This window comes from Shewanella algidipiscicola (genome assembly GCF_003605125.1).
GTDB classification, from domain to species: Bacteria; Pseudomonadota; Gammaproteobacteria; order Enterobacterales; family Shewanellaceae; genus Shewanella; species Shewanella algidipiscicola.
Window position 1 is genome coordinate 71,922 of sequence record NZ_QPQT01000018.1, and the last position, 24,976, is coordinate 96,897.

23 protein-coding genes and 1 pseudogene are annotated in these 24,976 nt (G+C 43.9%); 19 read left to right on the top strand and 5 right to left on the bottom strand.

Going from position 1 to position 24,976, the window contains the following annotated elements; translation table 11 throughout:
• Positions 1-74: 74 nt before the first annotated feature.
• Both DVO77_RS17070 and DVO77_RS17075 read left to right on the top strand, forming a co-directional pair.
• Positions 75-1,922: a DUF294 nucleotidyltransferase-like domain-containing protein gene (locus DVO77_RS17070; RefSeq protein ID WP_119979137.1), complete on the top strand. Its 1,848-nt coding sequence runs from the start codon at positions 75-77 to the stop codon at positions 1,920-1,922.
• Positions 1,923-1,926: 4 nt separating this feature from the next.
• Complete coding sequence (locus tag DVO77_RS17075) at positions 1,927-2,601, top strand: exonuclease domain-containing protein (RefSeq protein ID WP_162924215.1); 675 nt, start codon at positions 1,927-1,929, stop codon at positions 2,599-2,601.
• Positions 2,602-2,749: 148 nt separating this feature from the next.
• On the opposite strand, the gene DVO77_RS17080 is transcribed toward DVO77_RS17075, so the two are convergent.
• A complete protein-coding gene (locus DVO77_RS17080) occupies positions 2,750-3,814 on the bottom strand; it encodes a ketoacyl-ACP synthase III (RefSeq protein ID WP_110456934.1) in 1,065 nt (354 codons plus the stop codon).
• Between the two features lie 97 nt (positions 3,815-3,911).
• Positions 3,912-4,487 (bottom strand): annotated as a pseudogene (locus DVO77_RS17085) (FCD domain-containing protein).
• 447 nt (positions 4,488-4,934) lie between these two features.
• Here DVO77_RS17085 and DVO77_RS17090 point away from each other — a divergent pair.
• Positions 4,935-5,561 (top strand): uracil-DNA glycosylase family protein, encoded by a 627-nt coding sequence (locus tag DVO77_RS17090; RefSeq protein WP_119979158.1) that lies wholly within the window; start codon positions 4,935-4,937, stop codon positions 5,559-5,561.
• A gap of 21 nt (positions 5,562-5,582) precedes the next feature.
• On the opposite strand, the gene DVO77_RS19080 is transcribed toward DVO77_RS17090, so the two are convergent.
• On the bottom strand, positions 5,583-5,735 hold the full coding sequence (locus DVO77_RS19080) for a hypothetical protein (RefSeq protein ID WP_162924212.1): 153 nt from the start codon (positions 5,733-5,735) through the stop codon (positions 5,583-5,585).
• A gap of 86 nt (positions 5,736-5,821) precedes the next feature.
• Between DVO77_RS19080 and gmhB the strand changes: the two genes are divergently transcribed.
• A complete protein-coding gene (gene gmhB / locus DVO77_RS17095) occupies positions 5,822-6,382 on the top strand; it encodes a D-glycero-beta-D-manno-heptose 1,7-bisphosphate 7-phosphatase (protein WP_110456936.1) in 561 nt (186 codons plus the stop codon).
• 162 nt (positions 6,383-6,544) lie between these two features.
• Here the strand turns inward: gmhB and DVO77_RS17100 are convergent, their stop codons facing one another.
• Together DVO77_RS17100 and DVO77_RS17105 are read right to left on the bottom strand one after the other, a co-directional pair.
• The gene (locus tag DVO77_RS17100; protein WP_119979138.1) at positions 6,545-8,692 is read right to left on the bottom strand and encodes a sulfatase-like hydrolase/transferase; all 2,148 of its coding nucleotides are present in this window, start codon (positions 8,690-8,692) and stop codon (positions 6,545-6,547) included.
• Positions 8,693-8,794: 102 nt separating this feature from the next.
• Positions 8,795-9,118 carry a hypothetical protein gene (locus DVO77_RS17105; RefSeq protein WP_162924213.1) on the bottom strand — a complete coding sequence of 108 codons (324 nt, stop codon included), beginning with the start codon at positions 9,116-9,118 and terminating at the stop codon, positions 8,795-8,797.
• A 307-nt stretch (positions 9,119-9,425) separates the two neighbouring features.
• Here DVO77_RS17105 and DVO77_RS17110 point away from each other — a divergent pair, with 307 nt between their 5' ends.
• From DVO77_RS17110 to DVO77_RS17180, 15 genes are all read left to right on the top strand, one after another.
• Entirely contained in the window at positions 9,426-10,904 is a 1,479-nt protein-coding gene (locus tag DVO77_RS17110; RefSeq protein ID WP_119979140.1) for a L,D-transpeptidase family protein, read from the top strand.
• A gap of 503 nt (positions 10,905-11,407) precedes the next feature.
• A complete protein-coding gene (locus tag DVO77_RS17115; RefSeq protein WP_119979141.1) occupies positions 11,408-11,620 on the top strand; it encodes a Flp family type IVb pilin in 213 nt (70 codons plus the stop codon).
• Positions 11,621-11,712: 92 nt separating this feature from the next.
• Positions 11,713-12,285: an A24 family peptidase gene (locus DVO77_RS17120; RefSeq protein WP_110456941.1), complete on the top strand. Its 573-nt coding sequence runs from the start codon at positions 11,713-11,715 to the stop codon at positions 12,283-12,285.
• Position 12,286: 1 nt separating this feature from the next.
• Positions 12,287-13,624, top strand: a complete 1,338-nt coding sequence (locus tag DVO77_RS17125) for an ATP-binding protein (RefSeq protein WP_249038201.1) — start codon at positions 12,287-12,289, stop codon at positions 13,622-13,624.
• A gap of 42 nt (positions 13,625-13,666) precedes the next feature.
• A complete protein-coding gene (gene cpaB / locus DVO77_RS17130) occupies positions 13,667-14,497 on the top strand; it encodes a Flp pilus assembly protein CpaB (RefSeq protein WP_119979142.1) in 831 nt (276 codons plus the stop codon).
• Positions 14,498-14,547: 50 nt separating this feature from the next.
• A complete protein-coding gene (locus DVO77_RS17135) occupies positions 14,548-16,005 on the top strand; it encodes a type II and III secretion system protein family protein (protein WP_119979143.1) in 1,458 nt (485 codons plus the stop codon).
• 15 nt (positions 16,006-16,020) lie between these two features.
• Complete coding sequence (locus DVO77_RS17140; RefSeq protein ID WP_119979144.1) at positions 16,021-16,305, top strand: putative periplasmic lipoprotein; 285 nt, start codon at positions 16,021-16,023, stop codon at positions 16,303-16,305.
• 5 nt (positions 16,306-16,310) lie between these two features.
• On the top strand, positions 16,311-17,621 hold the full coding sequence (locus tag DVO77_RS17145; protein ID WP_249038202.1) for a pilus assembly protein TadG-related protein: 1,311 nt from the start codon (positions 16,311-16,313) through the stop codon (positions 17,619-17,621).
• Positions 17,622-17,630: 9 nt separating this feature from the next.
• Positions 17,631-18,104, top strand: a complete 474-nt coding sequence (locus DVO77_RS17150; protein WP_110456946.1) for a TadE family protein — start codon at positions 17,631-17,633, stop codon at positions 18,102-18,104.
• The gene (locus tag DVO77_RS17155; RefSeq protein ID WP_119979146.1) at positions 18,101-18,535 is read left to right on the top strand and encodes a TadE/TadG family type IV pilus assembly protein; all 435 of its coding nucleotides are present in this window, start codon (positions 18,101-18,103) and stop codon (positions 18,533-18,535) included. The genes DVO77_RS17150 and DVO77_RS17155 overlap by 4 nt, the downstream gene beginning before the upstream one ends.
• Before the next feature lie 80 nt (positions 18,536-18,615).
• Entirely contained in the window at positions 18,616-19,863 is a 1,248-nt protein-coding gene (locus DVO77_RS17160) for a CpaE/TadZ family protein (RefSeq protein ID WP_119979147.1), read from the top strand.
• A 3-nt stretch (positions 19,864-19,866) separates the two neighbouring features.
• Entirely contained in the window at positions 19,867-21,195 is a 1,329-nt protein-coding gene (locus tag DVO77_RS17165) for a TadA family conjugal transfer-associated ATPase (protein ID WP_119979148.1), read from the top strand.
• Between the two features lie 11 nt (positions 21,196-21,206).
• Positions 21,207-22,184 (top strand): type II secretion system F family protein, encoded by a 978-nt coding sequence (locus DVO77_RS17170; RefSeq protein ID WP_119979149.1) that lies wholly within the window; start codon positions 21,207-21,209, stop codon positions 22,182-22,184.
• A 1-nt stretch (position 22,185) separates the two neighbouring features.
• Positions 22,186-23,157 (top strand): type II secretion system F family protein, encoded by a 972-nt coding sequence (locus DVO77_RS17175; protein ID WP_110456951.1) that lies wholly within the window; start codon positions 22,186-22,188, stop codon positions 23,155-23,157.
• Between the two features lie 48 nt (positions 23,158-23,205).
• On the top strand, positions 23,206-24,201 hold the full coding sequence (locus DVO77_RS17180) for a tetratricopeptide repeat protein (protein ID WP_119979150.1): 996 nt from the start codon (positions 23,206-23,208) through the stop codon (positions 24,199-24,201).
• Positions 24,202-24,976 lie beyond the last annotated feature (775 nt).

The following is a 24,976-nucleotide window of genomic DNA, read 5'->3' on the forward strand; positions in this document are numbered from 1 at the left end:
CTCACCGCTTCATTTATTACGATAACGCGTTAGAGAGGGTCAATAGATCCTAACATTACTTGATGAGGTCGATTATGGATGCCAGTGAGTTACAACCCATCACCGATTTTTTGCGCCAGCTTCCGCCATTTGACACTTTGTCTGCCAACACTTTAGAGAGCTGTTGCCGTGCGTTAACCATAGGTTATTACAGTAAAGCCTCGACCTATGTACCGTTAGATGAAAGTCATCCGCAGTTGTATATCGTCCGCAGTGGTGCATTTGAGGTGCACGGCGATGATGGTGACTTAATTGATAGGTTAGGTGATGGCGACTTTTTTGGCTTTCCCTCTTTACTGTCTGGCGAAAAAATAAGCAATAAAATTCAAATTCTTGAAGATGGTTTAGTCTATCATCTCGACCCCGATACCTTTAACCGGCTACGCAGTGAAAGCCGTGAATTTGATCGGTTTTTTAATCGTGCCTTTGCTAAACGTTTACGCCATCAGAGCCGTTTTAAAGCCAAAGAATTAGGCTCCACCAGTCGGGTAAGTAGCTTGATGTCTAAACAGCCCCTGACACTGGATATCAACGCTAACGTGACCCAAGCGGCCTGCTTAATGCGCGATTCACGGGTATCGTCCTTGTTAATTATCGACAATCATAAACTGGCCGGTATTTTAACCGACAGAGATTTACGTAATCGAGTATTAGCGCTGGGGCATGATGGCCAATTGCCTGTGCATCAAGCCATGACCAGCCATCCCATAACCTTATCCTCAAGTGCCTTAGTGTTTGAGGCGATGTTACTGATGAGTCAGCATAATATTCATCATTTACCGATAGTGGATAACGAGTTACCCGTGGGCGTGGTCAGTAGCACAGATATTTTACGCGGACAAAGCTCGCAGCCTTTATTGTTGATTGGTGAAATTGAGCGACAAAACAGTCTGGACAGTCTCATTGCTGTCAGTAAACAGATCCCGCTGTTGTTGCAAAACCTCATCAGCGCCGATGCCAGAGCAGAAGAGATTGGCCGCGTACTCACGTCGGTAACCGATGCCCTTACTCGGCGACTTATCTTACTTAATCAGCAGATTTTGGGCCAAGCGCCTATGCCTTTTTGCTGGTTGGCCTTTGGCTCTCAGGGGCGGCAAGATCAGGTGGCGTGTTCAGATCAAGATAACGGGTTATTGTTAGCCCATGATATGGATGAACAGGCCAAGGGGTATTTTGATGCACTCACCAAAGCGGTATGTGCCGGCTTAGACAGCTGTGGTTATATCTATTGCCCTGGTGACATCATGGCGCAAAACCCTCAATGGCAAATGACCTTAAAGCAGTGGCAAAATAAGTTTCGTCATTGGGTCGATAGCCCAGAGCCTAAGGCGTTAATGCATGCCAGCATCTTTTTTGATATGCGCTGTGTTTATGGGCCACAGAGTTTATTTGACAGCCTGCAATCGCAGGTGCTTGCATCGACCAAAGACAATGATATCTTTTTAGCCGGGATGGCGGGTAACTCGCTACAAGTCTCACCGCCGCTGGGCTTCTTTAAGAAATTTGTCTTAGAACGTGATGGGCAAGAGGTTAAAGGAATCGATTTAAAGCATAAAGGCAGCGTCTTAATTAACGATATTGCCCGTGTTTATGCACTCTCGGCGGGGATCAAAGAGGTCAATACTGCCAAGCGCATTCGATTGTTGATGGAGCAAAACATCATTAATCGTAAAGATGCGCTTAACCTTGCCGATGCTCATGAGTTTATTGCCCATATCCGTCTATCAAACCAAGGCTATCAATTTACCCACAATCAGGTGCTGAGTAACTATTTGATGCCCCAAAACTTGTCATCACTAGTGCGCCATCAACTGCGTGATGCGTTTAAAGTGGTGCATGACGCGCAGGCGGGTATGAAGCTTAAGTTTACGCGGAGTTTTTAGGGTGTTGCATCATCCAATGCTTAAAAGCCGCTTATGCTGGCGCACGGCGATAACCCAGCATCCACAGCTCAAGGCTTACCAGCAGGCATTACTGGAAAACCTAGCCCGTAATGTCGAGCAAGTGAGTCTAGTGGCCATTGATTTGGAGATGACTGGATTGAACCCCGCTTGCGATCAAATCTTGAGTATTGGTGTCGTCCCGATTGAGCAAGGGCGGATTTTACTGCAACAGGCACAACATAAACTGGTGCAAATTGAGGGCAGTGTCGGTCAAAGCGCTACCATTCACGGCATATTAGATATGCATCTGCAACAAGCCGTATCGATGAAAACGGCAATGCAATGGTTTTTAAGCGTCACTCAGGGCAAGGTGCTGGTGGCGCATCACTCTCCTTTGGATTTGGCCTTTTTACAGGAAGGACTTGCTCAAGCGTATAATGAACACATTAAGCTGATGGCGGTTGATACCTTGGCACTGGAAAAAAAGCGCTTGCTGCGTCAGCACGAGGTATTGCAAGAGGGGGCCTTACGCTTAGGGGCTAGCCGAGCCCGTTATGGCTTGCCCGTTTATGCGGCCCATAATGCGTTAATCGATGCCATTGCCTGTGGTGAATTGTTGTTGGCTCAAGTGGCGGCCATGGGCGGTGGCGATAAACTTAAGGTGAGCGAGTTATTTTAGATCCATTCTAGGTACCGATGAGCGCACCCATCAATTTTGATAAATGCGATTATTATGGGTGTGCATCATACAAGCGCTTAAATAAAAAATGTCGGCAAATGCCGACATTTTTATGTATCAGGCGTGTGCGCCCTAGTGTGGATAACGATTAACCGCAGAAATGTTTAACGGCTCTGGCGACCAGTTCGATACCGGTTTTATCACAAGGTGGCAGTTCTGCATCAGATTGGTTAATTGGCGTGATGCGGTCGCCCCATTTAAACAACACGGCTGCCGAAGTTAGGCCAGCGCCAAAGGCACAAGATAAAATGGTTTGATTAGGCTTAATCATCCCTTTTTCGAGTGCATCACAGATAGCAATTGGGATGGTTGCCGCAGAGGTGTTACCGTAATTGGCAATATTGACCACGGCTTTTTCTTTAGGGATCTTCATGCGGCTGATGAGGGTGTCGATAATGCGCTCATTAGCTTGGTGCGGAATGACCCAGTCGATGTCGTCTTTATCTACACCACACTTTTCAAGTACTTGGGTGCTAAGTTTGCCCATGCCAGCGATGGCACGTTTAAAGATCTCTTGTCCATTGAATTCGATATAGAAGTCTAATGAAGACGCACTAAAGCGATCCATTGCGGTGCCAAAACTGGTTTTAAGAATATCGCGTGCAGCGGGATCGTTATTGAGTTCATAACCTAAAATACCACCAGGTTGGTCGCTCGCTTCAACCACCACGGCGCCAGCGCCGTCGCCAAACAATACGGCGGTATCACGGCGTGACCAATCAAGATAATAAGAGAGACGTTCGGCGCCAATCACTAGTACTCGTGTAGACTGGCCACTCTTAATTTGTGAGCTGGCCAAGCCTAGCCCATACAGAAAACCACTGCAGGCAGCGTTGATATCAAAAGCACCACAACTTGCGCCAATATTGGCTTGCACTGTTGATGCTATGTTAGGAATTAGGGTGTCCGGGCTCGCGGTGGCTAAGATGATTAAATCGATATCACTGCCTTCAAGCCCAGCTGCTGCCAATGCCCGCTGGGCGGCAACCGATGCCAGTTCCGATGTGTTGACATGGCTAATGTGTCGTTGGCTTATGCCGGTGCGTGGCCTAATCCATTCATCTGACGTATCGATAAATGTCGCAAGATCATGGTTTGTAAGCGTTGCGGGGGGAACACACTTTCCCCAACCTGTAATGGTGGCGTACTGCATCTTATATTCTCTCAAAATAATAAAGGCAGAAGCACAGCTCTGCCTTATCGAACTAATCTAAATAAGCCTAGCAATAAGTTGATAGATCAACCGTGATCTAGTCGACTTGTTGTACAACCGGATGCTTAATGGCATCGGCAGCATCTAATATGTGTTCCCTGAGTACAGAAACGAATTTTTCTACATTCTGTTGACGACACAGCTTTAGCAGAACTCTATGAGCTTGTGCTGCTTTAGGTATACCACCCATTAATAACAACGGTGAGCAGATATAACGGTCGTAATTGGTGTTTAAACCATGAACCACATCAAGCATGTGTGGGGCGATTAGCGGCTTGATATAAACAGGTATGAAACTGCGTATTGAGCTCACTCCAACGGCTGATATCACCTTGTCACCCTTTTAATGGGGTTAAGTCATGTTCAGCTTGGGCTAATAACTCATGGGGCATATTCGGCATCGCCTTGGCAAACAGGTCGGTTTCGATTAATGCTCTGAGTTCATCCTGTTCAACAGATAAGTCGGTATTCTCTTACCCGCCTACGGTGACTGCTTGAGCCAAGGCGCTTTGATATTATGGTCTACTGCAGTGATGTCACCAGACAGCATTTCTACTCTTAAGACTCCCACTTGCGTGCGTGTTTTATCAACAATCGGAGCCGTTCGACTCATACTTGCCGTTAATGTATATGCGTGATAGTCGCTGATCCGCATAAGATTACCGTTTATAGCACTATAAATAAAGAGGAACTATGGCTAAAGGGAAACTATGGCTTCACTGTATGTAAAATGACGCTTTAAGTCCGTATTCGTTAAGGTGATAAATGTATGATTGATACAATATGCTGAGCTCGGTGAGCAGCAATGTTTGATTTTTGTATTATTGCAGGTGCTGCACGCTTGCTACAGCACTTTGCCAATGGCAAATCATAAAGAAAGCGTCTGTAATTAAATTAAGACTCTACTATTAATCTGACTATGAAATAGTGCGTCGTTCGTGCTCTTAACATGGTGCAAAGGATGTATCGAGCATGGTGATAAAGTTTGGGTGAGCCGCATGTGAGTGGTAAATTTCGAGAGGTAAATAATGGGAGATGGGCCATTTTGATTAACACCAGCATGAATGTACAGCCGTCGGCTTCACGTGATGGCGTCTCGACGTTGAGTCAACTCATCACAGAGATAAAATGTTGTCAGTTGTGCCGAGCGCATTTACCGCCAGATGCGCGGCCGATAATTCAGGCGGCAACGCAGGCTAAAATTTTGCTCGCAGGTCAAGCGCCGGGCAGGGCGGCAAATCAGACCGGTGTGCCTTTTAATGATGCCAGTGGTGAGCGCTTACGTCAGTGGCTGGGTGTTAGCCATGAGCAGTTTTATGATGAGCAATTGTTTGCCATTTTACCTATGGCGTTTTGTTATCCCGGCAAAGGCAAAAATGGCGATCTACCGCCTAGGCCTGAATGCGCCGATATGTGGCGACAGCAATTATTGAGTCAGCTGACTCAAATTAAGTTGACCTTGGTTATGGGCCAATACGCGCAAGCCTACCATTGCCCAACGCCTAAAGGCAGTGTTGCCTTAACCTTGACTCAGCGAGTCAGAAATAGTTGCACCGCTCAAGATGCTGTTTTGCCACTACCTCATCCTAGTCCGCTCAATAATCGCTGGTTAAAGGCCAATCCATGGTTTGGCAGCGAAGTCTTACCTACGTTAAAACAGCGGGTTGCAGAGATACTTGCTGGTTAAAGTGATCTTTAAGTTAACAAATCACATAACCCTATAAGGCGCCATCGACTTGAGTGCGGCGGCTTGCAGCAGATGTTCTGTATCAATACGCGAGTCTGTCGCCATTTTCTCTTCAGCAGCAAAGATGGAGATAAATATGGCTAAGGTTTTGGTCAATGGGATAATTTTATTCATTATAGAGATAGAACGGTGCATTTTAGTGATTGTGGTGTGATAATAGTGTCCATTAAATTGTGTTGATCTGATTTGGGGTATTTCCTGTGAATCCTGCTGTGTTCCTAGATAGAGATGGTGTCATCAATATTGACCATGGTTATGTACATCAAGTGGATGATTTTGAATATATTGACGGTGTATTCGAAGCGTGCGCCGAGTTAAAGCAGATGGGCTATAAACTGGCAGTAGTCACCAATCAGTCGGGCATAGCCCGTGGACGCTATACTGAAGAGCAGTTTCACCGTTTAACCGAATGGATGGATTGGAACTTTGCTGACAAAGGCGTTGAGTTAGATGGCATCTATTATTGCCCACATCATAGCGATAAAGGTATTGGCGAATATAAAATCGATTGTGACTGCCGTAAACCCAAGCCGGGTATGTTAAACAGTGCGGCGCAGTTTTTAGAGATCGATCTGTCAGCATCTGTGATGGTCGGTGACAAGCGTGACGACATGTTAGCCGCTGAAGCCGCTGGTGTCCCCACGCGTATATTGGTTCGTACCGGTAAAGAGGTGACTGATGAGGCTATTGCCGCCGCGACCGTGGTGTTAGATTCGATTGCCGATGTGCCTAAGTTTTTGCGAACAATGAAAGCGGGTTAATGGCCAATACCCTATCTAACTGTTGTCTTCACCGCCTTGGGTCGCCAAATCGTTTGCAGTGCTACCTACCGCCTAATCGCCTTGGGTGGTAGATAGCCCGATAGGGGTATTGAGTCACGTAAGCGCCCTGCTACGATACACAGTTGCCCTGTCACGCCGTACTTACTCATGTCTGATTGTCTCATTTTTGTTTTGGCTTATTTGCAGCTCAAACGAGGGTAAGCATGCGTGGTGGGGAGTATCAATAAAATCAGTTTGATAGTGTTTACAGAGTGAATTGAGCATTGCTTGCCAAGGCGCATTACCCGAATAATCGCTGAGGTTATGCCAACGTTTGTTTGCGGTATCGACTAAAATAAGGCGCTCATCTTTAGGCAGCATAACTAATTGCCAATGTCCGGCATACACCGAACGCTGCTTTAATTGGATATTGTTATGATAAGACTCAGGTTTCATAACGGCTCGACCATCCTCCCTTATCTCGTAATGAGACGCGGTTTCTGACATCACCTTTTTATCATCGATAAAGCTGGTATTAATCGAGCGTACAGGCAGTGACGACTCGACAAAGATATGTCGTTGATTGTTACTCAGGCTCCGTTTTTGCGTAACGGTTTGTGGTAGCGGCTGGCCGTCGAATACCAAGTCTGTAGATGCCATTACTGTAGTGGAAGAGTGAGCAAGGTTGGCAACTATGGAGGGCGCGATATCAATTAACGAAAATAAACCATCGACTTTTCCTGTGGGGTTTATGGCTTCACCATTACGATACCTCAATGACGCGAGCACGACTTGTGACTGTTCCTGAGCCAGAATATTCGTGCCATGCCCCCACGCTGCGACGTTGAGTAACGTGGGGTTATCGGGGCCGATTGTTGCTGCCATACTATCGGCTGCAACGAGCTTGTCTTGGCTTAATAAAAAGCCTTCACCGTGATCCGATAACAGGTACACAATGGCGTTATCTAGTAGACCGCGCTGACGCAATTGGGCGATAAAGTCGGCTATCTGTATATCGACTTTTTTAACCATCTCGCGATACATATAGTGATTATAGTTGCCATCCCAATGTGATTTATCCAGCTCGATAAAATCTTTTGAGGTGAAAGGCCAATGTAATTGGCAAAAATGTACCGCTAAAAAATTGGGTTTATCGGCAGGCAAACTGTGTAAAACCTCTTGATTAAACAGTAACGGATCGTAAGTTTTTCCGTAAGCACGATTGATGTAAAGGTAGGGAAACAGGTGACGTGAAATGGGAAAATTAATGGCTAAGTTGACCAGCGGGAGATCGGCAACATTCGATATAATCGCATCGGCGGCACCTACTTTAGGGCCTATAACCTGATCGAAGCCGTAACTGGCATCGATTTGGTTGAAGCGGCGCTCATCTATGGCATAGGTTGTCTGATAGCCACGGTCAGAGAGTAGTCTTAATAGGGGGAACGGTTTATGTACGAGTTCTGGTGGTGCAAGGTTGAACCTGGCGCCGTTATTTATCGGATATAAGCCTGAAAGCATCCCCATCCAGGCGACATAAGTTCGCCCCTGCGGTGTATAGGTTGTATTGAAAATCAATGACTCTGATAACAACTGATTCAACGCCGGCGCAAGTGATGTATCGGCGCCGCGATAGGCAAGATGGTCGGGGCGTAAACCATCAATACCGATAATAAAAATATTAGGCTGCTCGTTAACGGTAGAGAAGCTCGGTTTAGCAGGGCTACCGCTAAACAGATAAATAGGCACTAAAGTAACCACTAATAGGCTAATGATTAACAGAGTGTTTACCCTTTTATTTTGGCGAGGCAGAGTGTCCATCAAAGCATAAAGCAGATTCGCTAACAGTAATATCGCCAAGGTGACGACGGCGATACCACTCGCTAGGGGCGTGCCTCGAAAAAAACCCAGTAATGATGTCGGATATAAGTAGGCATTTGCCGACAACATAAAAATGCAATGCAGTAACAGCAGTATCAACCAAATTTGTGTTTTGACGTTGTCATTGGTGTACCTAGCAAACCATGGTCGGCAGGAGAAGGTGATCACTAACGCCCAGCCTATATGGAGTAATAAGACTATTAGCACAAAATAGAGTAGATCTATTATTAACCCTTTACTGAGCAGATGTTCAACTTCGATATGTGTCATAGCGTTGGCGATCGAAAAAGAAGAGTAATACTGCAGTAATTGCTTATAGTTAATCGCAATAACGATAAAAAAAATGAGCATGGCTAGCGTTCTAAAAAAAGTGCGCGTGAGTGAGATGGCGTTGCTTGATGAAGTGGCTTGCTGTGCTACGTCAGTCATAGTGTCTCTCTCAACGTCTCTCTCAACTGGATTGCGGTGTCGGTATTCAGCATAGCGCTATGGTGAATCTCGTCTTTCAGTCAAAAAACTGTCTTTGGTTCGCTAGGGTTGTTGGGAGGCTTCAGGTTGGCTAATAACATTTGATGTTGGGGCCGATTTTATTGTGGAGCCATTTGGCAATGACTCCACATTGACCTGAAAATCATCAAAATGAGTCAATAACATATCTTCATTACCCGAAGGCCAATCGCCTAGCAATAAATAACGCTCGGCTAATGTCGCGCCTGATTCATTATCCGTTTTTAAAATAAAACGAGCATTTGCCACAGTCCAAGCGGGATAGATAATTGTCGATAGTAATACAATAATCAGCAGTATTAATATCAGTTGAAGTAACCGCTGCTTAGTTAACTCCATCTTTACCATGGTTTATTATTGTCCTGCTAATGTCGCGTCGTCTATAAATGGCGCAATGAGTGATTAACTGAGTGAAGTATAGATCAATAATTTCTGTCTGCTGTTTGTATGCTCTACTCGGGGGAGTAACACCATTTAAAGGGGGGTAAGCTTGTCATAAAGCAATGCCTGAACTAAACCTGAGTTACTCGTAATGAAAAAACCTTATCGATTGCCTGCTTACAATGGTGTGAATCAACCGCTTTTTCTACGGGGTTTTGTCTACTTTTACAGGTGTTTTCTATAATCCTTAAGTTGATAGGATGGGCTCGACAATATGCAACGATATTTATCTTATGTTCACCTATTCTTGGCCTGCGTCGTCTGTGCTGTATTCAGTCTAATTCATCCCCCTACGCAAGCTGCTGAAAATATGACTCAGGTCGCTCAGTTAACCCGCCATGTTGTTCCCAGTGAAGCAGAATTTATTTGGCTCGATGAGCAGGGGCCTAAGCCACTAACCCTAGATATGCTTGCGTTAGCGCAAGACTTGGGCTTCTGGCAGCAAACCAGTTTGTCATCGAACCAGTCAAGTGACTCAGTTTCTAGGGATTTAGACGATCGTTATTCGCGACTATTTATTAATATGATCCAAACAATAAAGCGAGGCGAGGGCAATGAAGCGCTGTTGAGTGTTGAGCAATTACGTCGCGCCGCGCAAGCTCAGCAGCTAGATAATCTACTGGGCAGCATGTTACCGGAACATAAACAGGTGCAATTGTTACGTGAGAAAATTAGGTATTTTCAACAACTTGAAATCTATGTATGGCCATCAATTTCACCTATGCAATACCGTTTGGGGCAGCGTTCGCCAGAAATCGCCAAGCTGAGGTGGATGCTGACTCAATTAGGAGATTTACCACCTAAGACGCTTAACGGCTATCGGGATGCGATTTACGACCCAACAATCGTAAGTGCCATAAAGCATTTTCAAATAAGGCACGGATTAGCCCAAAGCGGAGAACTCGATAAATCGACGCTGCAAGCCTTGCAGATTTCGCCGTCAGAACGTATTGCGCACCTACGTCAGGTTTTATTTCGTTGGTTTGAGTTACCGGTGCAATTGCCGCAAAATTATGTGTGGGTCAATATTCCAGCCTATCAATTACAAGTAATGGAAAATGACTCCAGTGTATTGAGCATGCGGGTGATAGTCGGTAAACCCACAACGCCAACGCCACAAATGATGACAAAATTAACCTTAATGACGGTAAATCCAACATGGACACCTCCCACCAGTATTGTTTATGGCGAACTGCTACCCAAAAATAATCGCGACCCAGGATATTTAGCTGCCCATGGCTTTGAGCTACGTAACGTGAGCAGTGGTGATTCGACAGTGATCCCGCTGGCACGTATGCCCGCCCAGCAAGTTTCCGCCTTGTTGCGTGACTATCAACTCGTGCAGCAACCGGGGGCTAATAACTCACTCGGACGCTACCGATTTTCTATCCCAAACAATGATGCTATATACCTACATGATACGCCGATAAAATCACTGTTTAGTCGTCAAGAGCGTGCACTGAGTCATGGTTGTGTTCGGCTTGATAAAGCAGAAGCATTAGTCAATTATTTGTTAATACGCCATCTCAAACAGTCTCCCTTAACTTTACAGCGTGCAATGGCACAAAATGCGCCGCGCAATTTCCCACTGATAGAGCCTCTACCTGTGCTGATGACCTATTTAACGGCTTGGGTAGATAATATGGGCTTAGTACAGTTTCGTGAGGATATTTATCAGCTGGATGAGTATTAGACATAGCTGTAAAAATGAAATGCATGCTCATCAAAGAAACTGGCTAGCGAGGTGAGCCAGCTTATTGCTCATGCGCTTAGGCCTTGGTGATTAAAATTGACCTCTTAGGCTTAAGTCACTAGATCCAACTCATTAAGATAAAGTGACAAATTCATTAAAATCAATTTGTTATTGGTTTTTTTGTGTTTTTATTCCACCCTAAGCAAGCTTAATTTTTGGCTCCGGTTGTCTCTGCAAAATACCTTAAGCTGCTTTGAGAATATATTTTTATTTTAAACCTACGTGCTGTGAAAAATTTGCTACCTTTAAATGTAACGGCAATGTGAAGTAAATGTTGTTTGCTCGAGTTGCTGTGAGGAATGACTAAAACGGTGAGGGCGCAAAGCGTTTACACTTAACAGTCGGTAAAAGTATTGGCACAGCCTGACGGCAAGGACGAAAGCAGTGGCTAGGATGCCCGATAACATCGGCAGTGTGCCCCATTAGGTCGTTAGGAGACAACGATGAACCTTACAAACTTACTTAAAGATTTTATTCAAGATGAAAGTGGCTTAACGGCAGTGGAATATGCCATTGCGGGGGGCTTGGTGGTTGGCGGTATGATTGCCGCGTTTAACCTGTTGGGTGAAAACGCTACAAACAAAATTGACTGCCTAGCTGGTGCGGTGAATGGTGCTAGCACCGACTGTACCACCTCTGGTACTACTCCTCCTTAAGGTACCGAGGTCTATTGATATGCCTAGTTTGCCCAGCAAACTAGGCATCGATACTACTTATTTTTATACCTATTTAAAGAGACACTTTCTCGATGACAGATGCCCAGTTAGTACTTCAAATCACCTTGGCGGCGCTGTTCTTTATTATCGCCATTGCCACTGATTTAACATCCCAGCGGATCCCCAATGCCTTGTCGCTGGCGGCAATTTTCTGTGGTTTTGCCATCAACGGCTATTATGCCCAGCTTAATGGGCTGCTGTTAGCCAGTTTCGGTTTTGCCCTGGCATTTATCATCTTGTTTCCCATTTTTATTATTCGGGTACTGGGCGCAGGCGATATTAAATTGATGATGGGGATTGGCGCCTTAATGGGGCCCGAGCTTTTGGCATGGAGTCTCTTATATGGTGTTGCAGCAGGCTCTGTGACGAGTCTGTTGCTGGTATTGTGGCGCACCGGTTTTAGTGGCGTAGCTAACACGCTTAAACGTTATTGGGACTGCATTTACTGCAAAACCTACTTTAAACCCGAGCCTGGTGAAGCTGCAGGGCAAAAAGTACCCTATGCCCCCGCATTAGCCATTGGCTGGCTGGTGGCTTGCAACATCAACTATGATTTATCAAGCGTTTATCTGCAGTTAAGTCATTACCTCGGATGGGGGGCATAATATGTTGCGTTCGGATGCGGGTCATGCTCTAGATGTTCAGTCATTATCGCAACCTTCTGAACCAGATGAAATACGCGATGTCAGCAAGTTGGCACCCAAACCCATTTCTATCGATGCCACGGGTTTATCTGAATCATTATTATTAGATCTGTTGGTTAAGCATATTTTTACTGCAGGCGTACTGACTAAAGAGTTGATGGTAGCAAAAATTGGTTTAACAGGTGGTATCTTGCAACAGTTGCTCGACACAGCTAAAAAGCTCGGTTGGGTTGAAAATCGCCAAACTACAGTTGATGGCCAAATGCGCTATGCCTTGAGTCATACGGGAGAAATCCATGCCAAACTTGTCTTTAGTCGCAGCGGTTATCTCGGATTAGCCCCTGTACCGCTTAAGCAATATATTCCCATCTGCAAGCAGCAATCGAGTCGAGCTCGCCCCATCACTTATGAAATGCTTGAACAGGGCCTCAAAGCACTCGTGTTGCCTCAAGATCTGCTTTATAAAATCGGCCCTGCGATGAATTCTAATCGCCCAGTTTTGATATACGGCCCGCCGGGTACAGGTAAAAGTTATCTGTGCCGCCATCTTAATCTTACTTTGGGCGATGATGTGCTTATTCCTTATGCTATTGCGATAGGCAATGAAGTGATACAAGTCTTCGATCCTGAGCTGCATCATCGTACCGAAGATGGCGTGACTAATAACCCATTAGATTTAGGCAGTGGTCACGATCCAAGATGGATCAAGTGCCAACGCCCGCTTAGGATCACTGGCGGTGAGCTTACAGCTGAAATGTTAGAAGTACAATTCGATACCCATAGCCGTACCTATATGGCTCCACTGCAGCTTAAGGCCAATAATGGCATTTTGTTACTCGATGATTTAGGGCGGCAACGTATTAGTGCAAAACAACTTTTTAACCGTTGGATAATTCCAATGGAAGAGCATAGAGACTTTTTAAGTTTGCAATCAGGTGAACATTTTGAGATCCCATTTGAGCTAATTTTACTCTTCTCGACTAACCTTGATCCTAAGGAACTCGTCGACGAAGCATTCTTACGACGACTCGGTTACAAAATCCATTTTGATGCATTAAATACTGAACTTTACCGTAAGATTTGGTTTCGGGTATGTGATGAATTAGGCCTCAGCTGTAGCGAAGAGACATTTTTACATCTGCTTAAAGAGTACCATCAAAAATTCGCTAAGCCTTTGATTCCCTGTTACCCACGGGATCTACTCGGCATTATGTCTGACCAAATTTGCTTTATGAAGCTTGAACCAGTGGTGACGCAATCACTTATTGACTCAGCCTGGTCCATCTATTTTGTTGAATAATGAAAATATAGGCATGTTGTACTTAACAACAGGAGTTCACAAATGAATAGCAAAACGATTTTGTTTGTCGTCTTGTCGCTGATATTTGGAGCGGTTGCCGTTTTCCTCGCTCAAAACTGGCTCAAGTCCAATACTAGTGTTACCGATGTGGCGCAAACGACCAGTGTTGTTACCGTGTCTTCAGTCGTCCCTATGGGAACGATTGTAGACCGTAAACACTTAGTGTTAACCGCAGTGCCTGAAGGAATCGTTCCTGCGGGGTCAGTGACAAAATTTGAAGATGCTGAAGGCAAAATTGTTAATCAAAAGCTCTATCCCGGTGAGATTTTACGCCAAGAAAAACTGACTAATAAAGGGGAGGGCAGTACATTAGCTAGCCTCATTCAACCCAATATGCGCGCGGTCACGATTAGGGTGAATGATGTTGTTGGTGTTGCTGGCTTCTTATTGCCCGGAAACAGGGTGGATGTGATAAATCTGTATAAAGAAAGCGATTACAAAACTGATGTAGTGCTCTCTAATGTAAAAATATTGGCGATCGATCAGCGCGCGTCAAACGATGAAAATAAACCTATGTTAGTTCGTGCGGTAACCTTAGAACTGAGCATGGGTCAAGCTGAGCAGTTGTTGGTTGCTAAAGGACGTGGCTCATTGCAGTTGGCGCTTAGAAATCCAAATGATAATGCGCAGGTCGAGGTGGCTTTATTCAATCAGTCATCAAAACCAGAACCTGTAAAGCAATTTTCTGAGCCTCCCGTGCTTGCGAAGGCCGCAACACCGACAGAGGGAGTCGTGTATGTTCAGTCAAACTCTAAAGCCAAGGTTTTGATATTAAAAGGAATGAAAGAGCAAGAGGTTAAAGTAAATGACTAATCGCTTGAAAATTTATTTGATACAACCAAAGGGTTGAAAAGGAGTGAGCTATGCTGCGTTCGACTGGCAAAATTGGGAAGCTAGGATGCGTGTTTTTGGCGTTCATTTCGGCCTTAATATTTCTACCTGTCATGGCAGGCGGACCATTTGAAGGGGAGAAAGAGTTAAAGCGGATCCCCATCTTTAAGTCTCGTGTATTGTCACTACCTAAATCGGTGCATAGGGTTTCCGTGGGGAACCCTGAAATCGCCGATATCAAACTATTACCTAAAAATGAGTTGTATGTATTAGGTAAGAAATTGGGTAGCACTAATGTGATGATTTGGGACGAAAATGAAATACTAACTAGTGTCATGGACATTGAGGTGACCCATGACTTAAACGGATTGAAATTGCGTTTACATGAGTTTTTACCCACCGAAAAACTGGCGGTGCAAACTTCTCAAGGACAGCTTTTATTAAGCGGTCAAGCCTCTAACTTACAAAAAATGAATACGGCCGTTGAGTTAGCTCAGGCCTATGTTGATTCTGCTCCTACTGTGGGTAAACCTAAAAGTACAGTATTAAATATGATGACAATTGGTGGTGGACATCAAGTCATGTTAGAGGTGGTCGTTGCTGAAGTTCAGCGTGAGGTTGCGCGTCAATTTGATTCAAAGTTTTTAATTTTTAATCAAGGTTCAAAGCTTTCTGGCGGTGTCGTTGGCGGTGGCGGCGGGTTTGTTGATTCGGGTATTGGTGGCGTAACCAGTAAAGGCTTTTTTGCACAGTATATAAATCAAGATTTATTAATGAATTTTGCACTCGATGTGGCTAAACAAAATGGTTTAGCCAAAGTGTTAGCCGAGCCAAATGTGACGGCCATGAGTGGTCAAACGGCTGAGTTTTTATCTGGTGGTGAATTCCCCATTCCAGTCCCCGACAAGGATGGTAGTACTACTATCCAATATCGTGATTTTGGGGTAGGGGTGAAATTTTTACCGACAGTGCTCGACTCAGGTCAAATCAACTTAAATTTAAATGTGATCGTCAGCGAATTAAGCAACGCAAACTCAGTGGCGATATCCGGTAACAATACCACCTCTATTTTGATCGTTCCCTCACTGGTTAAACGCAGTACTGCTACCACGGTTGAGTTAGCCGATGGCCAAACGATAGCGATTAGTGGCCTGATCAGCGATAACTTACGAGAAAATATTGATAAGGTGCCGGGTCTTGGTGATGTGCCAGTATTGGGACAACTCTTTTCGAGTAAGAGTTTTCGTAGTGGTCAAACCGAGTTAGTGATTTTAGTTACCCCTCGCTTAGTGAGACCTTTTAATAAAAAAGATATTAGCCTTCCTACAGATGGTTTTGTCGCGCCTTCGGATGTCGAGTTTTATCTGCTTGGCAAAAGCTCAACCAAAGAGCGCCCTGAGGATAAGACGGATACACCATACGAGCCCGTGATGTCTAATGTCAAAATTGAAAATAGCGGTACCCAACAAAAATACGGGCATTCACTGTAGATTGGAGCTATGAGTATGAACGATTTTAATGTCAGAGCGAGTGCCATGAATAAGTGGCTATGTGTTTTATTCAGCTTACTTTTATCAGCTTGTGCCAATGAACACAATTTCGTTATGGGTGACAGTTATTTACAAGTGAAAAATGTGCAAACTCTCGATCCTGAAGCGTCTGTACGTAATGACGGTTTAGTCTTAAGCCTCGAAGGCAACTATGGCCGAAAAGTGATGTTAAAGTATCGAGACAGTAATGAAGCCCCTATTAAGGCTAAAGAGCTAGGCGCATCGATAATAATGGATTAATTATTATGCGGAGGTCAACAATGTACAGCATGGCAGGCTATGATTCGATCACCAAAATAAGGCGTCAACGCGGTGCGATTTTAGTGATGTTTACTATTGGCTTATTCTCCTTACTCGCGGTGGCGGCATTAGCGCTTGATGGAGGTCACATGTTATTGAGTAAGGGGCGATTACAAAATGCAGTCGATGCATCTGCCCTACATGCGGCGAAAGCGCTCGATAGTGGTGCGACGCTAGCTCAGGCTAGGCAGGCGGCGGTGAGCATGCTCTCACAAAACCTTGCTTTTAAAGAAAACAACGAACTTGAAACTAACATCAGTTTTAGTCCAGCCGACTACAGTATAAATGATGTAACCAGTAACATTTCGATAGAGTTTTCAGTTTTACCCGATCCCTTTATTCCTGTCGCAATTGAGGGCAGTGAGTATGTTCGAGTAAAAGTTGAAAATGTCGGTTTAGATAATTTTCTTGCACAACTGTTTAGCTTTAATAAGCGGGTTGGGGCATCTGCGGTCGCGGGGCGCAGCACAGATATCACTTGTAATAATAAACTTGTGCCATTACTGGTATGTGCAGTCAATGATGATCCTGACTATACAGTAACCGATCCTAATGGGAATGAGGTTCCGGCACCATATGGCATAGTGACGAATAGCTTGTACGCCATGAAGTCGGGATCGGGACAAGCTAATGCGCCCGCAATAGGCCCGGGGAATTTTCAGTTGCTGGCACTAGAGGGTACGGGGGCGGATATTTTACGAACGGCATTGGCTGGGGGGTATTCAACTGATACTTGTGTTGGAGCGGGGGATATGGTGCCAACTAAGACAGGTAATAATGTTGGGCCCGTTGCTCAAGGGCTTAACACCCGTTTTGGTCAGTGGCAGGGGGGGGGGCTGAACTCCACTGACCACCCCCGGGATCGCAATATATGCCAGGGAGAACGCATCACTATTGATAATGATGGCAATATAGAAAACCCCAATGCGGACTTCTATAGCCATGCCGATTATGTTGCCGATACGGATACCAATAGTTGCATCGATAACTCTATTGATGCCAATAATCGCCGAGAGATGCCTGTGGTTATTGGTTTGTGTGATGGGATTAGCAACGGACAGACAGATATCGAAGTAAAAACGACGGGATGCTTTTTCTTAGTGCAAGATGTGGACAGCGGCGGCCAAGAGTCTTTTGTGGTGGGAGAATTTATCACCGAGTGCCTAGGTACGGGAAATGCCTCGGTCGACCCTGATTTTGTCAGTAACAACTACACCATAGTGCTGTATAAAGATCCCGATAGCCCAGACTCATAGGAGAACACTATGAACTATTCGTTACAAAAGGGCATCGCGGCCGTAGAGATGACCATTTTATTACCTTTTATGTTACTGCTGGTGTTTGCTACAGGAGAGTTAGGTCGTTTTCTATTTCAGTATAATACGCTGACTAAATTAGTCCGCGACGCAGGATTATATCTAGGTGCTCATGCCGATACACGGCAAACGTCAACTCTTCCCAATCCTTTCATCGATGCAGAATGCGGTAATTGTATTGCAGAAACCAAAAACTTACTCCTTTATGGTAAGACGACCGTGGGGACAAGCCCGATATTAAAAGGATTAACTGCGGGTGATATTACGATTAGTGAGTTACCGGTAGGCAGTCGAAGGTTGGTGATTTCAGTATCTTATAATTGGCAACCCTTGTTAGGTGAGCAACTCACGACTTTTGGTTTAGGCAATGAAATTGATCTTAGCTTTAATCTCAATACTAATTATGCGGTAACAGCATTATGAATCGAGAAAAAGGGGTCTATACCGTTGAATTTGCAATTGTTGCAGGGGTGTTTTTTATTTTATTGTTTAGTGCAATCGAGGTCGGGCGGCTTTTGTATACCTATAGTGTATTGCAAGAGGCGTCGCGTCGCGCCGCGAGGTTAGCCATAGTCTGTCAATCTGTCACTAATATCGATAGTTTAGCCTTATTTAATGGCGCCAATTTGGTGCCGAATTTGACGGCCGACAACCTAGAAATTAGCTATCTTTATAGCAATGGGGATGTGGCAACGGGTGCCGATATCGAACTGGTTAAAGCTGAAATTAAAAATTACCAACATGATTTTTGGGTACCAGGATTACACCTTAACTTAAATTCGCCAGTATTCACGACGACACTCACACGAGAGAGCTTAGGGGTTTTCCCCGGTGGAACAACTGTCTGCCAATAAACCAGTAATAATATAATTATGCTTAAAATTAACGACTATAGTAATGGTAAGGATCGTTGTCGTCACTCAAGGTTGATTTTATGGAAAAACCATTAGAATTGTTCACGGCTGCATCTGGTGATGCCTCAAATTTGGAGGAGAAGATGGATTTTTATATGCCCTCTCCGCTAAATGTCTTGTTAATCGATGCTCAAAAAGAGTTTTTACCGCAGATTGAGGCTAATTTAACGCAATGTGTCAATTTACATTGGGAAAAGACCACTGATTTAACCGGTATTAAAACCACAAATGCCTCTGGTAAATCATTTAACTTAATATTGCTAGTGATCCCAAATGAGGAGACGTTAGCGCAACAGGCGTTGGCATCCGCTGCCAGTTATAAAGCGGAGGTGATTATACTTGGGCGTGATACACCGCAAAAAGTATTACGTCACGCGTTTCAATTTGGCGTCAGTGACTATATTCCTTTGGATGCGCCCGATATTGAATTGCTTAATGCGCTTAAAAATATAGCACTGCAATTAAACAGTAAGGCAGAACTTGCGCCAGTGTTGGCAGTGGTTAATGGTAAAGGTGGTTCTGGTGCAAGTTTTATTGCCTCTTGCTTGGCTGCGATAGCCGCCGAACGAGGCGATATTGACGTTGCCTTACTCGATACCGACTTACACCATGGAGCGCTGGCTCATATTTTAGGGATAGAGCCAAACTATTATCTGTCAGATGCTTTACAGGCCTTAGATGACCTCGATGAAGTCGCCTTACGTAGTGCAATGATCTCCAAAGGTAATTTACATTTACTTGCAGCGGCGCCTTTTTCATTATTGAACTTACGAGATGATATTAAATTAGATAATATTTATGATTTACTGTGGAAATGCCGTCAGTATCACGATCAAGTTATTTTAGATTATTCTCGTGGTCCTGAATATTGGAATGTTGAGTTACTTCGCAATGCCGAAATATTAGTCGTAGCCCAACAGAATTTAATTATTATTAGAGAGGTTAAGGCGCTTATTCAACAACTAATAAATCATGTTGGTGTTGCTAGGGATAAAATACATATTTTAGTTAATCGTTATGATAAGTCAGATTCTAAAATAAAATTAAGTGACATCAAAAGTGTCGTGGGTATCGACTCTGTGTTTATCGTATCTAATGATTATAAATTGGCAAGTGAATGTGAGAACTTGGGTAAGCCTATAACGGAAATGGCGAATAAGCAACGAATGTATCTTGATCTCATTGAGTTAACACAACAATTGATTCCTACAAAAGACAATAGTGAAAAAAGTACTAAGGGTTTTTGGGCACGTTTATTGGGGCAATAGATTATGGACCAGAATGCAAATATAGTTGGTAGAGATACTTATCAACCGCTGAGTGTTGAAGAACAAGAACTTAAAATTAAGCTGTACGATAAATTACTCAGCGTGATGGATTTGTCATTAATTGAAACGGTTTCAGCTGACCAGGCCCGAGGTCAAATAAGTGAAATATGTGAACGACTCATTAATGATTTACATATACCCATTAACCTTGCTTCTAGAAAGAAATTGATAAAACTGATTATTGATGAAGTATTAGGCTTAGGGCCATTAGAAACGTTATTAGCCGATCCAACCATTTCAGATATTTTAGTCAATTCTTTCGATAGGGTGTATGTCGAACGTCGAGGAAAATTAGAGCCTGTCAATATTAAATTTCATAGCAATGCCCACCTTCTCAATATTATTGACCGCATAGTCTCGAGTGTTGGTCGTCGTATCGATGAATCCTCTCCCATGGTTGATGCAAGATTGGCCGATGGCTCAAGGGTTAATGCGATTATCCCGCCGCTGGCACTAGATGGTCCCTCGCTTTCTATTCGTCGATTTTCAGTGGATAAATTAACAGCAAAAGAACTGATCGATTACGGGTCGATTACCGCTGAAATGGTCGAGCTACTTCAAGGTAGCGTTAGAGGGAAATTAAATGTGTTGGTCTCTGGAGGGACTGGTAGCGGTAAAACAACCCTACTTAATATGTTGTCTGGCTATATTCCGCCGAATGAACGCATTGTGACCATTGAGGATTCTGCAGAGCTGCAATTGCAGCAGCCACATACGGTTAGGTTGGAAACGCGTCCGCAGAATATTGAAGGGCGTGGTGAGGTGACTCAGCGAGATTTGGTGAAAAACTGCTTACGGATGCGACCAGACCGAATCGTGGTGGGAGAGGTTCGAGGCGGAGAAGCATTAGACATGTTAACGGCCATGAATACCGGCCATGAAGGATCCTTGACTACACTGCACGCCAATAGCCCTCGAGATGCACTTGGACGATTAGAATATATGGTCTGTATGGCTGGATTTGATATGCCAGTGAGTAACATTAGGACGCAAATTGCCTCGGCTATTGACTTAGTTGTGCAACTCGAACGACAAGAAGATGGACGCCGGCGTGTGATTAGTATTCAGGAAATTAACGGCATGGAAGGAGATATCATTACGATGTCCGAAATATTCCGTTTTACCCGTGATGGTATCGATGAGGAAGGCCAAATAATGGGCCGTTTCGATGCTACTGGCGTGATACCAGGCTTCCATTCAAAACTTAAACAACACGGTATCGATTTACCCTATCGACTGTTTAATTGTGGTGATCCTTTCGCTAAGTTTTAGGAGCTTAATCTATGCTTTCCAATGAAGTGATCTTTTTAGGATTAATATTCATCGCTGTTATTTTTCTTTCTCAGGCTCTGTTTTTGCCTGTTTACAGCCCTCAGCGTGCCAATACGGCTCAGGTTCGTAAACGTTTACAGAAGTTATCGCAAGAATCTGGCGATGGCGTGCTTGAAACCTCATTACTGAGGAAAAACCGCTTAAGTAAAGTCGGAGCGATAGGTCGGGCTTTAGAGCATATTGGTTTTATAGAAAATTTAAGTTATCGACTTGAATTAGCTGACTACCGACTATTAGGACATCAATTTTTGTTACTGTCGGTGGTTGTCGCAGCCTCTGTGGGGGCGGCGAGCTGGTGGTACATGCGTGAGCCATTAATGACAGTGTTTGTGGTGCTTATGGTATTCATGCTGTTCTTTTTTAAGCTTAATAGAGATACATCCAAAAGAATGGATGCGATTGAAGCTAGCTTTCCCGATGCGCTTGATGTGTTACGACGTGCATTACAAGCGGGTTATTCATTTTCCGATGCAATTAAGTTAGTAACCGAAGAGATGGATGGTCCATTGGCAAAAGAATTCAGTTTGATGTTTGCTAACATCAATTACAGTAAAGATACCAAAAGAGCCATCTTAGGGTTTATCGAACGAGTACCAAGTGTGTCAGCAATGGCGTTCTCTAGCGCAGTTATGGTGCAAAAAGAGACTGGGGGCAATTTAGCTGAAAATATCGACAATTTATCACAAGTTATTCGCAAACGTTTTATGTTTCGGCGTCGAGTGAGGACGCTATCGGCAGAGGGGCGGTTGTCTGCTTGGATTCTGATTTTATTACCTTTCGCACTTTTTGCGGTGATTTACTTACAAACTCCCAGTTATGTAGGTGAGCTCACTGGGACTGAAGATGGACGACGTTTGTTGGTGTGGGGGGCAATAGGAATGACTCTCGGTGGGCTTTGGATCAGTAAACTGATTAGGATTGATATGTGATATGGACTACTTAATTGGGCTTATAAATCAAGCTTTTGATGATCCACAACACGTTGAATGGGCTATTTACGTTGTTGCAGCCATAGCGGGGATCACATTAGCCTTGTCAATTTCCTTTTTGATCAGTGGTATCTATTCGCCAGTCAGAAAACGGCTACAACATATTGCTGGCGATAATAGACAGCCTGTAGTCGATGACCAGAGTGAAGTTAACAAGACCTTAGAGCACGGTATAGGTAAATTAGGTAAGCTTTCTTTCCTTAACTTGTCTAATGATGAAACTCGCCGACTATTAATACATGCAGGGCTACATTCAGATAATGCATTAGCGGTATTTAGTGCGATTCGGCTTCTGTTGTTATTAACTGGTGCTGTGTTATCTATTGTTATCTTACAATATTTTAATGATCAATCTGCAATGATCAGCATCTATTTGGTGTGCTTAATCATGGGCGTTTTCTTTTTGGCACCCTCAATGATTTTGACCTATATGGCAAATAAGCGAATGCGCGCCTTGCGGGTGGGATTTCCTGATGCACTCGATCTACTTGTTGTTTGTTGTGAAGCCGGGTTGGGGTTGCTTGCTGCGCTTCAGCGTGTAGCAAGAGAGCTTTCATTGAGCCACCCGGATCTCTCCAGTGAACTCGAATTAGTGTGCAGTAAAGTGAGAGCAGGGCTGACGATTAAAGTTGCGCTTAATGAGTTTACTGAAAGAACGGGCCTTGAAGATATTAAGGGGCTCAATTCTGCAATCTCACAAAGTATAAGACTAGGTACCGGGATTGCTGCTACCTTAAGAGTATTTTCGGAAGAGTATCGTGATAAACGCTTGCAGCAAGCTGAAGAACAAGCGGCGAAAATGGCGGTAAAAATGATATTTCCTATGATGTTCTGTATTTGGCCTTCTTTTTTTATTGTGGCAGTTGGCCCAGCAGTGTTGAAAGTCATGAAAGTCTGGGGGCAAGCATTTTAATGAATAACAAATAAAGATGCGCAATTAGAAACACCAAGGAGAAAGTAAATGTCGACAACGTATTGGGGAAAACGGCGATTGGCTATTATGGTTCTGGTTCTCAGCCTTGTTCTTGGCGGTTGTGCTTCTACCGATGAAAAAGCGCAATTACCTCAAAAGCCTCAGAGGCAAGATTTATACCAAGGCCAGTCTCAAGTTGCTTTAGGTAATAGTGCACCTTTATCAGAGCAAAATGCACTGAATCAAGCAATTGAAGCTGAAAGAGCGGGTGACTTGGATAAAGCGCTATATGCTTATATACAAGCCTTAGATTTTAATCAGAGCAATGCCGATACCTTCTATCAAATAGCGCGTATACATATGGCTAAAAATAATACAGAGATAGCGTTTAAAGCTTATAACGAAGCATTAATTATCGATCCTGAACACAGATTGGCCAATGCTGAGTTAGGAATTCTTGAAATCGATCGACGTCAATATAAATTGGCTCGTATTCATCTTGAAAAAACAATCAGACTAGATCAACACAGATTAATGAGTTTGAACTCTGGAACATCTAAAGCACAATATGTAGCTTTAGATGAACTATCCCCCTTAAGAGTGTACAACGCGATAGCAATTTTGGAAGATCTTGAGAATCATCATCAGGTAGCTAGAACGTACTTTGCATTGATATTAGATTTTCAACCGCAATCAGCGATAATTGCTACTAACCTAGGTTACTCATTTTATCTTGTCGGTGATTATGAAAAGGCAGAGTTTTATCTCAAACAAGCATTAAGGGCAGATCCGAGTTTTAGCCGAGCATGGTCCAATTTAGGCTTGGTGTACATCCGTAAAGGGTTATATCGAAAAGCCTTAGCCAGTTTCGAACAAACGATGACTGTGGCAGATGCATTAAATGATTTGGGTTACTTTTTAATGTTAGAAGGAAAGTATGAGCAAGCGATCAGTATGTTTCAGCAAGCAATAGACAGTTCGCCAACCTATTTTGAACGAGCGCAGAGAAACTTGAAAATAGCGTTAGCTTCTAAAATTAATTAACGATGTGTTAGATAAGCCTAGTTGACGTCACGCAAAATTGATTAACTACACTGTATGGCGAAATCAAAAGATCGCCGTCAGTCATGCTAGTGAATCATTCTGCAGCGCTAAATTCTGGTATGAGCCACTATACGTCTATTGCAGAGGCTTGTTGAAGATTATTAAAGGCAGATTTAACCAGCTCATAGTGTTAACTTAAGTACTCATATGTTCATAATCATGCTTAAATATCTACTGATTCGAACGATTAATAGACTTAAATGATGGCTGACAGCCTAATTTGGTCGATTTGTGAACGAACGATGTAATTTGATTAAAGAAGGGCTTGCGCTATGATTAGCAATCCCTATAATGCGCAACCACTGACACGGCGAAGCTCGCAGAGATAAGTCGTAAAGCACTAAGTAGCCTGGTTAAACACCTTGCTTACAGGGTGGTCGGGCACTGAAAGTGCCGCATCGAAAAGTTTTCAAAAACTGCTTGACGCGAACCAAGGATTGCGTAGAATACGCAGCCCTAGCCACTTGGAACTACCGAGATGCGCTAACGCTCTTTAACAATTTATCAAGTAATCTGTGTGGACACTCACAGGTGTTGAGTTAATCGAAATTGCCTAACTTTCGGGTTGGCAATCAAAGAATTAAATCAATGTAACAATGAGTGTTCATAGCAATATGTACAACGTTTTTAAGATTCTTCCGAGTCTTTTAAGCGGAATCAGAATTCATTGAGCCGAAACCTTCGGGTTTCACCAAAACTTTAATTGAAGAGTTTG

Bases quoted from the DNA above. Each gene is read 5' to 3' on its own strand.
- DVO77_RS17140 (WP_119979144.1), top strand. From the start codon at position 16,021: ATGAACGATTTTAATGTCAGAGCGAGTGCCATGAATAAGTGGCTATGT.
- DVO77_RS17150 (WP_110456946.1), top strand. From the start codon at position 17,631: ATGAACTATTCGTTACAAAAGGGCATCGCGGCCGTAGAGATGACCATT.
- DVO77_RS17165 (WP_119979148.1), top strand. From the start codon at position 19,867: ATGGACCAGAATGCAAATATAGTTGGTAGAGATACTTATCAACCGCTG.
- DVO77_RS17110 (WP_119979140.1), top strand. From the start codon at position 9,426: ATGCAACGATATTTATCTTATGTTCACCTATTCTTGGCCTGCGTCGTC.
- DVO77_RS17080 (WP_110456934.1), bottom strand. From the start codon at position 3,814: ATGCAGTACGCCACCATTACAGGTTGGGGAAAGTGTGTTCCCCCCGCA.
- DVO77_RS17070 (WP_119979137.1), top strand. From the start codon at position 75: ATGGATGCCAGTGAGTTACAACCCATCACCGATTTTTTGCGCCAGCTT.
- DVO77_RS17120 (WP_110456941.1), top strand. From the start codon at position 11,713: ATGACAGATGCCCAGTTAGTACTTCAAATCACCTTGGCGGCGCTGTTC.
- DVO77_RS17115 (WP_119979141.1), top strand. From the start codon at position 11,408: ATGAACCTTACAAACTTACTTAAAGATTTTATTCAAGATGAAAGTGGC.
- DVO77_RS17180 (WP_119979150.1), top strand. From the start codon at position 23,206: ATGTCGACAACGTATTGGGGAAAACGGCGATTGGCTATTATGGTTCTG.
- DVO77_RS17100 (WP_119979138.1), bottom strand. From the start codon at position 8,692: ATGACTGACGTAGCACAGCAAGCCACTTCATCAAGCAACGCCATCTCA.
- DVO77_RS19080 (WP_162924212.1), bottom strand. From the start codon at position 5,735: ATGAATAAAATTATCCCATTGACCAAAACCTTAGCCATATTTATCTCC.
- cpaB (WP_119979142.1), top strand. From the start codon at position 13,667: ATGAATAGCAAAACGATTTTGTTTGTCGTCTTGTCGCTGATATTTGGA.
- DVO77_RS17175 (WP_110456951.1), top strand. From the start codon at position 22,186: ATGGACTACTTAATTGGGCTTATAAATCAAGCTTTTGATGATCCACAA.
- DVO77_RS17090 (WP_119979158.1), top strand. From the start codon at position 4,935: ATGAATGTACAGCCGTCGGCTTCACGTGATGGCGTCTCGACGTTGAGT.
- DVO77_RS17160 (WP_119979147.1), top strand. From the start codon at position 18,616: ATGGAAAAACCATTAGAATTGTTCACGGCTGCATCTGGTGATGCCTCA.
- DVO77_RS17135 (WP_119979143.1), top strand. From the start codon at position 14,548: ATGCTGCGTTCGACTGGCAAAATTGGGAAGCTAGGATGCGTGTTTTTG.
- DVO77_RS17155 (WP_119979146.1), top strand. From the start codon at position 18,101: ATGAATCGAGAAAAAGGGGTCTATACCGTTGAATTTGCAATTGTTGCA.
- DVO77_RS17145 (WP_249038202.1), top strand. From the start codon at position 16,311: ATGCGGAGGTCAACAATGTACAGCATGGCAGGCTATGATTCGATCACC.
- DVO77_RS17170 (WP_119979149.1), top strand. From the start codon at position 21,207: ATGCTTTCCAATGAAGTGATCTTTTTAGGATTAATATTCATCGCTGTT.
- DVO77_RS17125 (WP_249038201.1), top strand. From the start codon at position 12,287: ATGTTGCGTTCGGATGCGGGTCATGCTCTAGATGTTCAGTCATTATCG.
- DVO77_RS17105 (WP_162924213.1), bottom strand. From the start codon at position 9,118: ATGGTAAAGATGGAGTTAACTAAGCAGCGGTTACTTCAACTGATATTA.